The following is an 11,465-nucleotide window of genomic DNA, read 5'->3' on the forward strand; positions in this document are numbered from 1 at the left end:
GTCTCAAAACTGCCTTCTCCAATCTCGAAGATAACCCGCATGCCCACTTTTCTCACCCTATACTCATTTGTCTAGCTAAATGACAAAGTGTTCCGTAATGCTTGCATTATTTATACTAACCTCAACTCCGAATCTTTCGCCAAATTCTGCACAAAATTTTAATTGGATGTAATTATCAACAACTCTTGCTTTGACTTCAAGAAACGGCTGTCCATTTTCATACAGTCCGGCTAATTGCAAGCCTGGTGGTAGGTAGGGCTGATTTCCTATCGGATATACTCGCAACAGGACGGCAACGGTTTTGTCTGGCTTAGATAAAATCGCTACCATTAAAGCCACAGAATGACCCACGAGTTGCATCCCTAAATCCATGATGCGTCTAGCACTGATAGCAGGGTGGTTGGGTTCTATTGTCCACAAAGTTTCCGCAAACTTCCAACGCTTCTCTTCATCTTCAGTTGTCTTTAAAAGATGAGTGAGTACATCGATAACACTAAGAGAGTTAATGTTATGCTGAGGTGATTCTACATCTTCGACTTGATTACCAGACATTTTTTCTAAAAGTTCTGATGGTAAGTTGTTTTCCCAACTGCGATGGGGATACAATTGGGTAATCAGTTTCCAAACTTCTTCTGATGTATTTAACTGAAATCCTCCTATCCGTCTAAAACGAAAGGCTAATTGAGGACTTCTTTGACGGGATAGTTCTTCCATACTTTGCCATTGGGAGGTGTAGATACCTTCTAGCCATTGCCGCAAGTGAACAAGATGAGAAGATTCTATTAATCTTTCCAATGGTTGCAACTCTTCGATGTCAATTTGTGATGTTTTAATATCAGGTAAAAATCCCCTGACTTTTCCTTCTGTGCAGGTTTTATTTAGTTCTACAACGACATAACCAATACGATCATCCCAAACTTCAGGGGGAACATAACAAAGGCGATCGCCCGTCCTGATTGCTCTACATTCTAAACGTCCCACTCCGGTGAGCAGTAAATCTGCAACATTTGCCATCAAGCGCCCATATTGGTTCCAACAATGACTGGCTTCTAAGTCAGTGGGAATATCCAGCATTTCTAAGTAGCTATTAACCACTAGTACAGCTAAAGTATTTACATACACTTGTTTAGCTTTTTGTTGAGTTGGTTGTTCTTGGGCAAATTCCAGAGCAGTTTCTCGAAATTTCACCGGAATGGGAATAGAGATGATTTGCTGTTGGGTAGAGTAACTCATAGCCGTAGATTCAAAAATTAGGACTCGATATTCAAATAACCTTCGCTGTTAATATAACCTTGGGATTTGCCAAAGTTGAGAAGGCGGGGAAAACACTGACGTTGATAGAAACCGCTGAGGGTGGGTATGGATACGCCGAATTCGTCAGATAGATCTTTCCAAGAAGTTTCGGGTGGTAAGCGACGTTCAATCAAGACTAGACAGTTGATATCTGGGCGATCTTGTACGTGGATGCGACGCAAATTATTGGCTTCTTTTTTTAACCATTGCTGAATTTCTTCTAGTATGGGTGGTGCTTCCGGTCGTGCTGGAATTAAATTTACTGGGTCTAGCTCTTCACCATTTTGATCTTGTATGGGATGAATTGTATTATTACTACCAACCCTACGACTATCTTCTAGCCTGTACTTCAAATACCCGTTGAGCCATGTTATGACACTACCTTTTCCTGAATTGTAGGGTTCCTTAACGGTATCTGCCTCGCAAAGATTGCGGCAAAAATATAGCCAGGTTTTTTGTAGTGCTTCCTCCGCATCAGGTACACCCGTACCCCGCAACAGTTTACCTGTTTGCTGAATCAGTAAAAAAATTTTATGCAGTCCTTTTTGACGTTCAATACTACCTCTCGGATGCTGACAGGTTTCTTGAACAAGTTGGAGGATTTGCGCTTCTAATTCATCCATACTGTCATCGTCGGTCTGATTTGATTGTTCAGGGTTACCTGGTAACAGTCTTGGCATAACTTACCTTTACAAGTCTTATGGCTACTTATCCAGATGTGATCTGATTTCGTACTTGCTATTTCTTTCTTCAGACTTAAGTTGATTGATAACCTTGGTAACATCGACACCAGTCGTCTGCCGTAACTGCTCTAAGAAAGACGCCATTTTGGGAACACTACCACCATTTGTAGCATCAATGACAGTCAAATTGTCTACCTGTACCTCTGGCACTCCTGCAGCCAACATGCGCAACAATGGTTCTAGTTTTTGATAGATGAAGATTTCTCGGGCAGATGCACCAGCGTTTTGCCAAGATTCGGCGAGATACTGCGTCCCGGCGGCTTGGGCTTTACCTTCTTCTACAATGCGGGCTGCATCTCCCTTGGCTTTGGCGATCGCCCGTTGGGATTCTGCCTCTGCTGGTGCAACCACATCAGCTTGTAACTGGTTTTCTACCTTTTTGATGCGTTCAGTTTGCACGCCAACTTCTGCTTGCACCTTTGCGACTTGGGCATTGACAACCGCTTCTACCTCTGCAATCATAGCAGTCCGCTTTGTCAGGGTATCTCTAACTCTGCGTTCCGCGTCTGCTTTGGCAATTTCCAAATCCCGTTCAATCTGCCTGAGTTTGGTAATGCGGTTGTTTGCCGAAGTTTTTATTATCGCCTCGGCTTTCGCTTCGGCTTCTCCTATGCGTGCATCTCGTAACAATTCTGCTTGCTGTTTGCGTCCGATAGAATCCAGATAGCGCACCTCATCAAAGATATTCTTGATTTGGAGGTTGTCTAATACTAATCCCAGCTTTTCCAAATCGTCTTCAGCTTCTTCAAGTAGGCTTTTGGCGAAGGCTATTTTATCTTCGTTCACCTGTTCTGGCGTCAGATTTGCCAATACTCCCCGCAGATTTCCCTCCAGCGTCTCCTTTGCCAACTGTTCAATATCCTTGCGGCTTTTACCCAACAGTCGCTCAATCGCATTGTAAATTGTCGGTTCTTCTCCAGCAATTTTGATATTTGCGACTCCTTCTACTGTCAGGGGAATTCCGCCTTTTGAGTATGCATGCGATACCCGTAGTTCAATAATCATGTTTGTCAGATCCATGCGGAAAGTTTTCTCTAGTAGAGGGTTTTGAATCCTACTACCTCCTTTTACTAACCGGTATCCAACCGAATTTCCATCACCAAGAGAAGTGCGACTGCCAGCGAAAATCAGTACTTCGCTTGGTTGACAAATATAGTATAAGTTACGAATCACCCACCAACCAGCGGCAGTTCCAGTACCAAAAATTCCTAGTAGTAAAGCGATAATTTCCATAATCTTTCTTCCGAATTTAAGTGTAATTTGTAGAACATTCAAACAGTGAACTCTTAATAGGGAACTCTTAACAGGGAACAGGAAATAGGGAACAGGAAATAGGGAACAGTAGCAGCCGTAGTAAAAACTAATAACTGATAACTGTTAAAACAGTGAACAGTAGCAGCCGTAGTAAAAACTGATAACTGATAACTGGTGACTGATAACTGTTAAAACAGTGAACAGGCGTTGAGTGAGGGTACGTTCAATGCGAATAATGAATTTGCTCTGGATATACTCGGAAAGAATCAAAGAAATTAGCTGTTTCTGTGGTTAATTCAACAGGTGCTACAGAACCTAGAAAATACATGCGTCGTTTAACTAGAAAAAATCGATATTGTCCCCAAGCTGCATTAGGATGTTGCACCAGAAACTCTATACCAGGATATCCATCAATCACAAGATCGGTACTCCGAACGACTTTACCAGAGAACTCGCTTTTACTAGAGAATTGCTTTCGGAATTCATTTTGCATAACTTTCCGAATCCCCACAGTAGATAGATATTCAACGTCTTCAGATAAATCTATGTAGGTAACGAAATATGCCGTCTTAGTTGTTGGATTTTCAGAAGCTAATTCTTGGGGTTTATTCTTTGTTATACGCCCAGGCATCCAAATTTTAGTATCGCCCTGTGCTGTGGAATAAGTAACATCGTTGGCAATGACATCTGGTTGTAATGGTGCTTTAAAAACTAAATTCTGATGGGATGCTGATTTGTTAATCAATGCAGCAGATGGGTTTTGCGTTCCCAAAGTCACTGCAATTATGGTGATAGCAAAAGTTTTTAAGGTGTTCATAAAAAACCTCGGGAGTTTGGAAATTGTCGTCTAAAACCGTCATCTCTAGTCCTTTCCTTGATTGAGAGTTCCTGTGACATCAATACCAAGGGTTTGATTGACGCTTTCTAGGAACTGAAGCACGATTTCGGGATAAACGTTGACTAAGCTGGCTAAAGATTTTCCATCACCGTTGTCAATCACGTTCACTTTCTTGAGTTGAATGCGCTTGGGAATCTGCACTGCTTCTTGGAGTACAGTTTCAATTTGTTGGATTAGGAATAATTTGGAAGCATCTGTTCCAGTTTGCTGCCAAACTTGGGAGAGAATATCGTTAACTAAAGCTGCGGCTTTAGCATTTTCTTCCAAGGGGGCGGCTTCTCCTTTGGCGCGGATTTCTTGGGCTTGGCGTTGGGCTTGGGCTGGGAGAACTTCATCCGCTTGTAAGCGCAAGCGTTCTAATTCTGAACGTAGTGCTTGCAGAACTTGTTCAGCTTTTGCCTTCTTTTCTTGAGCAACAGCTGTGGTAATTTCTTCTTCACAGCGGGCTTTTTGTTCTAGCTTTGCCTTTATTGTGCGGAGTTCGTTTTCTTTTTCCAGCACGATAATTCTGTCTTGGGTTTTGGCGACTTGGGCGTGTTCCTCACATTGGGCTTCTATTTGTTCTGCTTGGGCGATCGCATTTGATTCCGCAATTTCCGCATTTTTAACAACAAGAGCAATTTGCTTGCGTCCCCAAGATTTGAGATAATCTACATCATCAGAAACACTTTGAATTTTCAAGGTGTCGAGTTGTAATCCCAATTTGGTAAGGTCGCGGCTGACATCAGAGGCTATACGGTGGGCAAAACTCAGACGATCTTCATTCAGTTCTTCAGGTGTGAGAGTGGCGACGACACCCCGCAAATAGCCTTCTAGAGTTTCGCGAGAGACACGAGTTAATTCTGAGCGATCGCGATCCAAAAAGCGTTCAATAGCATTACCCACAACCCCTGGATCTGTGGAAATTTTCACATTGGCAATTGCTTGAATATTTAAAGGTGTTCCCCCCTTGGCGTAAGCATTTCGTACCTCCACCCGTACCGGCATAGTGGTAACATCCATACGCTTAACAGTTTCCACAATCGGAATACGAATAGCGCGTCCACCTAATAGCACTCGATAACCGACTTCTTGTCCATCCTGAGTACGCCATCTGCGTCCAGAAAGAACCAATACTTCATTGGGTTTGCAGATACACAAAAAGGACTTAACGAACCATACAAATACAACAGCACTAAAGATAGAAACTGCAATGGGGATACTGCTAAAAAGTAATCCTTCAACACCATTGTTGTTCTTATTAGTAGGTGTGTCGATATTAATTTGTGCTACTGGCACCGTCGCTATGTTTTGCTGAGATTTCATAGTTAGTAGTTAGTAATTAGTGGTTAGTTGTTGCTTTCTATTGCATGGTGTTTGGTGTTATTTTTCCCCTACTTCCCTCACTTTCTACACAGACACCACCCATACTTTATTGCCCTTCATACCAACAACAACGACACGAGCACCTTGATGAAGTTGTTGAGTTTCGTCAGTAAAGGCAACAAAATCTACTAAAGAACCTTTGAGATTAACACGCACCTTTCCAGGACTGTTGTAATTCAAAGGAATTTCCACCGTTGCAAAACAACCGATGATATTATCACTACGTACCAAGCTATCTACTACTTGACGTCGTCGTTGGAGAGAAATTAATCCAACGATTAATACACCACCGAAAATACCCACGAATACTGCAATACCCGCAATTATCAGGATTAAGTTTTTCATTTCCTCCTGTCCAGTTGATGAATAAATCCCAGTTAAAACTTTTCATTTCAAGACAATCCTCTTGAAGTGCTTTTGTATAACTCTGCTGGTTGAACTTTCATAAAATGTTGCTATCGCCAATACACCAGAAACAGTGAGACTGTTCAAACAGTGAACAGTGATAACTGGTAACTGATAAGTAAGACAGAGGATATAGCAGAAATGCTATATCTCTGCCGTCACGGAACGCAGCTCAAAATGAACATCACTTAGCGTGACATTTGGATTAGCGTTGGTTCTATATGTTCTTCTGTTGGAGTAGAACAAAGTTCTCTCTTTTGTTACAAAACTTTACAAGATAGCGAAACCTCAGTAACAAAAGAAAGTATGTCGTTTTGGATCCTTGCCAGAGTTATCATAAAGTTTGATATGCATCGCCAGCAAACACCATGAACCCCGAAATTGCTCGTCATCTTTGGGAATTACTTTGGCAAGATTACAGCATCCGGGTGAGTTATGCCCGCACCTACGCACAAATGATCACTGATGCGGGTGGGACTGTTGCTAATGATCACATTGCTTTTCGGTCTTTACGAATGGAGATAGACAGTCCACAGGGTAAGGTTAATTTGGGTATTGACTACTTAGGACAACTTGCTGAGGCTTTGGGCTACGAAGCGGCTGGGGAATACTCTTTTCCAGAAACCCATCTTTACGCCCGTCACTATCGCCATCCTCAGCAAGAGGAATTTGATTTACCGAAGTTGTTTATCAGCGAGTTGATTGTCGATGAATTGCCAGAAAAGACTGTCAACCTCATTCAACAAACTGTTTCCGGCGTGAATTTATTTCATTCTTCAGCAATTCTCCACACATTCGCTACTAAAACTGAACGCCTTGCCAAAGAACTGCATAGAATCTTTACGTCCCATTGGCAACCTCCCCGGCGTTCTGTAGTGGAAGAAGTGAACAAGGTAACTCAATATGGTGCTTGGGTGCTGCTGCACGGTTATGCTGTCAATCACTTTACAGGCTACGTTAATCGTCAGAATACCCCAAAATACCCAGATATTGAAACTACTGCTCGTGGTTTAGCTAACTTGGGTGTGCCAATGAAAGCTGAGATTGAGGGAGACATTGCTAGTGGTTTGCGGCAAACGGCAACTCAAGCAGTTACTGAAATTGTCACAGTCTTAGAAGATAATGTAGATGTAGAAATTCAACTCCCTTGGACTTATGCCTACTATGAAATTGCCGAGCGCTATATGGTAGAAGTGGAACCAGATCAGCAAGTGCTGTTTGATGGTTTTTTAGGAAGGAATGCCCAGCAGTTGTTTGAAATGACGCGATTGAATATAAATAAGAATAATGTAGAGACGTAGCATGTGAGTCCAGGCGTAGGTTGGGTTGAGGAACGAAACCCAACAATATCACACGTTTGTTGGGTTTCGCGCTCCGCTCTACCCAACCTACCATTCTCTTAACTGAACCGTATTGGAATATAAATAAGAATAATGTAGAGACGTAGCATGCTACGTCTCTACATCTGTATATTGCACAACTAAGCGGGAGACAATTGTTTGATTTTTTCTTCCATTGAAGAAATCAGTGATTGGTATGGCTGAATAAATTTGTCAATCCCTTCATCTAAGACAAGAGTCATCACTTCATCCAGATTAATATTGATATCTGGCTCTTTGAGACTGTCAATCAACTGATATGCTTCTTTTACCCCAGTTTCAAGCCGATTAGCAACGTCGCAGTGATCTGCGCAGGCTTCTATTGTGGCTGGGGGTAGAGTATTAACGGTATCTGAACCTATTAACTCGTTGACGTACATCACATCGCTGTAGGCGGGGTCTTTGGTACTGGTAGAAGCCCACAGTAGTCGCTGTACGTTCGCTCCTTTCTCGGCTATTGCTTTCCAACGCTCACTGTGGATAATTTCTTTGTATTTTTGGTAAGCAATTTTAGCGTTAGCAATTGCAACTTTGCCTTTGACTGCAACTAAGCGAGCTTGCATTGCCAAATCTTCAGTACCAATTGTCTTAATTCTTTCCTCAACCATTTGGTCAACTTTAATGTCAATTCGACTGAGGAAGAAACTAGCAACAGAGGCTATTTTGCTAATATCTTGACCCTTATTGACTCTTGCTTCCAATCCTCGAATGTATGCCCAAGCCGCCTCTTCATAGCTTTGAATCGAGAACAATAGGGTAACGTTGACATTAATTCCGTCGCTAATCACCTGTTCTACTGCTGGTGCGCCGCTGAGAGTACCGGGAATTTTTATCATGACATTTTCCCGCCCAATTTCGTGATAATATCGCTGCGCTTCGTCAATCGTAGCTTTTGTATCGTGGGCAATAGTTGGAGGAACTTCGATGCTAACGTAGCCATCCAAGCCTCCAGACTCTTCGTAGATAGGTCGGAAAATATCACAAGCGTTGCGGATATCTTCAAAGATGAGGTATTCGTAAATTTTAGAAACAGGTAAACCTGCTCGAATTCCTGCTTCGATATCAGCATCATAGAGGGCGTTTCCGGCGATCGCTTTTTCAAAAATCGCAGGGTTAGAAGTAATTCCACGGATACCCCGACTCGAAATCATGCGCTGGAGTTCACCAGACTCAATCAAGTCCCGAGTCAAATTATCCATCCAGATACTTTGACCGTAATCTTTTATTGTTAACAGTGGGTTGCTTGCCATTTTTACCACCAAATTCGATTTCCGTTCTCGTCAACTCGTGCTTGTCGAATCACATCAGAGATTTGCTTAGCATCCCTTACGTGGTGAAGTGCTTTTTTTTCACCATTTGGGTATTCCACAATAAAGTAGGTAGGAACTTTAATCCAGTCACCTGTAATATCCGGTGAATCTACAGCAATTTGCTTTGCTCTTTCTTGAATGCTTTGCGGCTTTTCAGCAATCACATCTCCCGGATTTACTGTTAAATTCCTTTCCTTGACTGATGGTTCTGCTTTCGTGTGTTTATCTATACTTACTGGCTGGTCTATTTCTGATTTTTGTTGAGTCTTCATAGCTTGAAACAAGTTGTCAACGGTCTTACTATTCTTAAATCAAGCCTAAAAAAACAAACACATTAACTCCTCTTTCAAGAGAGGGACTTTAAAAATCACAATAAAATCTTCCGGTATACATTTTCGGTATAATATTTATTTCATCTCAATTTTGTTGAATAACACAGACTTGATTTTCATCAAAAAGATCGAGATGAAATATAAGTAAAGATTTGACTATTTTGCTCTGCTTAAATAAGTTTCGATCAAAGGTGTCATCAACAGATTGCAGTCGAATTTACAACCAAATTATGAGCAGTATTTTTCAATGATAGATCATGAAAAACCTTGCTCATAATGACTGCTATGATGGAAAATTAAGAGTCTTTATAATTTTCATCTATCCAACAGCGTGGCAAGCTCTCACCAGAAGGAAAAAGTAATTGCTCTTTCTTAAAATCTTCTGGTTCTTGTTCTTCTTCTCCCGCTTGAAGTTGCCCAGCGACAGTAGGTTTCAATGGGCTAATCAGTGCTTCGAAGTCGCGTATTTCTACTAATTGACCAGTCTGCTTGTCTTGAAGAAGCATGGCGAAAATGGTTTGAATGAATGTTTAACAAATTAATTAGCTAGACAGCTTCTAACAGTAGCCTATTCTTTTCTGTGTTTCACTCACCCTAAGATAGAATTGACCACTGACCTTTCATGTAGTATTTGTTAATACCATACTGTGACGTTCAGCATAAAATGAACTATCAATACAGCTTTTAATACCAATTGCTCATGATAGCTTGCCCGTAAAGTGCCATAATAGATGATATTAATCTTTCTTAATACATTTGTCTGCAAGACTTACACACTGTAGTTGTTTGTCACCAAATATTAAGCTCAAATTTACAGAGAAAATGAGAAAATTACGTATCTTAAATATAACTTTTGGAGGAGTATTAAAGAGCATGCTTCCTATAGACTTAAAAATCATACTAAACTCAATTAACTTGTTTTCATGGTATACAAAATTTTAAAAAATTGTACATTTGAAATGATAGTTCAAGATTATCTTTTTAAAAGCACGTTATCTTTCCTAACATGTGTCAGTGTTTTATTGTACAGTAATAGTGCGATCGCGGCGGAAAAGATTGTTTTAAAATACGGTATTTTTCGTGAATCAGTGTCAGTAGAAAAATTAACAAAATTTGCCGAGACAGGAGAAGTTTCGCCAATGCTAAATTTACTCTTGAATCAGGCTCGTCAAGATCCGCAAACAGTTCGTAATGTCTTAACAAAAGAGGTCAACGCTAGCCCAGTTGTGTTAGATCGACTACTGAATAACCCGATTGGTGAATTTTTAGTAGACCAAATCGGTCAAACAATTCATACTCCCTCAAGTGAAGCTAACCCACAAGCTTTGCGATCAGCTCTAGTGTTATCAGCTAACAAAGATAATAAAGTGTCATTGATTGAAATTATTCAAAATTATCCGACGCAAGAGGTGTATGTAGAGGGGGAGCGTCTTGTCCGCACATATGATCAACTCAGTCTTCTGGCAGAACGTTTGCAAAACCTGCTCTCTTGGCGCGAATAATATTTAAAATATTTGTGAGGTTTGCCAATCTCAAATCTTGGTAAGGGCGCTAAGAAACAGCATTTAGCAAATTAGGGTGGAGAAGAAATATGATGAACACAGTACACTCACAGCGCAAAAAAGCTTCGTTTCCTGCTGCAATATTTCTTTCAGCTTTGCTAACACTTCCAGTACTTTCTGGCTGCGGAGGAGGTTCTCGAACCGCAGCGCCACCACCACCTGTTGAGGATAGTGTTACTAGAACAGTAAATAATCCAACCCCAGCAAACCAACCCCAAACTAAAAAGGGATTGAGTACAGGGCAGAAAGTAGCAATTACATTAGTCGGAGCAGCTGCTCTATACTACCTCTACAACAGGCATAAGAATTCCCAGAAAGAGGGAGCGCAAGGTAAGTACTACCTTTCAAAGAATGGGCGTGTTTACTACCGGGATGAGCAAGGTCGCCCTCACTGGGTAACCTCACCATCTGGAGGAATTCAAGTTCCCGAGTCTGAAGCGCAACAATACCGGGATTTTCAAGGCTATAACGGGCGTACTACAGGTCGCAGTCTCAGTGATGTAGCTCCTGCAAACGCTCCAGCATTTTAAATCAACAAGCACACCCCTTAACAGTTCAAAATTCGTCTTGGAAAGTTTGCTCTGTCGGGAAACGCTCTTGGCACGCCAGTTCGCTCAAGTCGGGAAACCCTTTCGGCAGTTCCTCATGGGGAGCCAGTGCGTTCGTTGCCCAGAGCAGCGCCTTGCGGTGAATAAGGGCGCGCATGAGGCGTTTTCCCGCCGTAGGCGACTGGTGTTAGCCGTCAGGCGAAAGCAGGCATACCCGGAGGGAGCCAGGGAAAGCAGTCCTTGTTTCCCGACAGAGGGACAAGCGCGTTGGGGTTCCCCACGCCAGTCCGCTCAAGTCGGGAAACCCGCCCACGCGGCTGGCTCCCGTTGTGGCGACTGGCTGTTGGGTTCCCCCCTACTCTCCTGATTTATCCCC

General features: G+C 42.0%; 13 protein-coding genes. 4 read left to right on the forward strand and 9 right to left on the reverse strand.

Annotated features, from left to right (window positions below):
- Window positions 1-75: 75 nt before the first annotated feature.
- The 6 genes from DP116_RS11750 to DP116_RS11775 form a co-directional block, all read right to left on the reverse strand.
- The gene (locus tag DP116_RS11750; RefSeq protein WP_169155362.1) at window positions 76-1,233 is read right to left on the reverse strand and encodes a DUF1822 family protein; all 1,158 of its coding nucleotides are present in this window, start codon (window positions 1,231-1,233) and stop codon (window positions 76-78) included.
- Between the two features lie 17 nt (window positions 1,234-1,250).
- A complete protein-coding gene (locus tag DP116_RS11755) occupies window positions 1,251-1,916 on the reverse strand; it encodes a sigma-70 family RNA polymerase sigma factor (RefSeq protein ID WP_169155380.1) in 666 nt (221 codons plus the stop codon).
- An 81-nt stretch (window positions 1,917-1,997) separates the two neighbouring features.
- Window positions 1,998-3,269: a flotillin family protein gene (locus DP116_RS11760; RefSeq protein ID WP_169155363.1), complete on the reverse strand. Its 1,272-nt coding sequence runs from the start codon at window positions 3,267-3,269 to the stop codon at window positions 1,998-2,000.
- 244 nt (window positions 3,270-3,513) lie between these two features.
- Window positions 3,514-4,107 carry a hypothetical protein gene (locus tag DP116_RS11765; RefSeq protein WP_169155364.1) on the reverse strand — a complete coding sequence of 198 codons (594 nt, stop codon included), beginning with the start codon at window positions 4,105-4,107 and terminating at the stop codon, window positions 3,514-3,516.
- A gap of 45 nt (window positions 4,108-4,152) precedes the next feature.
- Window positions 4,153-5,493, reverse strand: coding sequence for a flotillin family protein (locus DP116_RS11770; RefSeq protein ID WP_169155365.1), 1,341 nt, complete (start codon window positions 5,491-5,493; stop codon window positions 4,153-4,155).
- An 84-nt stretch (window positions 5,494-5,577) separates the two neighbouring features.
- Window positions 5,578-5,898 carry an NfeD family protein gene (locus tag DP116_RS11775; RefSeq protein WP_169155366.1) on the reverse strand — a complete coding sequence of 107 codons (321 nt, stop codon included), beginning with the start codon at window positions 5,896-5,898 and terminating at the stop codon, window positions 5,578-5,580.
- 428 nt (window positions 5,899-6,326) lie between these two features.
- On the opposite strand from DP116_RS11775, the gene DP116_RS11780 reads away from it, so the two are divergent.
- Window positions 6,327-7,259: a DUF1338 domain-containing protein gene (locus tag DP116_RS11780; RefSeq protein ID WP_169155367.1), complete on the forward strand. Its 933-nt coding sequence runs from the start codon at window positions 6,327-6,329 to the stop codon at window positions 7,257-7,259.
- Between the two features lie 179 nt (window positions 7,260-7,438).
- Here the strand turns inward: DP116_RS11780 and tal are convergent, their stop codons facing one another.
- The 3 genes from tal to DP116_RS11795 form a co-directional block, all read right to left on the reverse strand.
- Window positions 7,439-8,587: a transaldolase gene (tal, locus tag DP116_RS11785; RefSeq protein WP_169155368.1), complete on the reverse strand. Its 1,149-nt coding sequence runs from the start codon at window positions 8,585-8,587 to the stop codon at window positions 7,439-7,441.
- Window positions 8,588-8,589: 2 nt separating this feature from the next.
- Window positions 8,590-8,919 (reverse strand): hypothetical protein, encoded by a 330-nt coding sequence (locus DP116_RS11790; protein WP_169155369.1) that lies wholly within the window; start codon window positions 8,917-8,919, stop codon window positions 8,590-8,592.
- A gap of 356 nt (window positions 8,920-9,275) precedes the next feature.
- Window positions 9,276-9,485 (reverse strand): acetyltransferase, encoded by a 210-nt coding sequence (locus DP116_RS11795; protein WP_169155370.1) that lies wholly within the window; start codon window positions 9,483-9,485, stop codon window positions 9,276-9,278.
- Between the two features lie 516 nt (window positions 9,486-10,001).
- Between DP116_RS11795 and DP116_RS11800 the strand changes: the two genes are divergently transcribed.
- From DP116_RS11800 to DP116_RS11810, 3 genes are all read left to right on the forward strand, one after another.
- Complete coding sequence (locus DP116_RS11800) at window positions 10,002-10,481, forward strand: alpha/beta hydrolase (RefSeq protein ID WP_339381442.1); 480 nt, start codon at window positions 10,002-10,004, stop codon at window positions 10,479-10,481.
- 92 nt (window positions 10,482-10,573) lie between these two features.
- Complete coding sequence (locus DP116_RS11805; RefSeq protein WP_169155381.1) at window positions 10,574-11,071, forward strand: hypothetical protein; 498 nt, start codon at window positions 10,574-10,576, stop codon at window positions 11,069-11,071.
- A 67-nt stretch (window positions 11,072-11,138) separates the two neighbouring features.
- Complete coding sequence (locus DP116_RS11810; RefSeq protein WP_169155372.1) at window positions 11,139-11,456, forward strand: hypothetical protein; 318 nt, start codon at window positions 11,139-11,141, stop codon at window positions 11,454-11,456.
- Window positions 11,457-11,465: the final 9 nt, after the last annotated feature.

This window comes from Brasilonema bromeliae SPC951 (assembly GCF_012912135.1).
In the GTDB taxonomy this organism is placed as follows: Bacteria; Cyanobacteriota; Cyanobacteriia; order Cyanobacteriales; family Nostocaceae; genus Brasilonema; species Brasilonema bromeliae.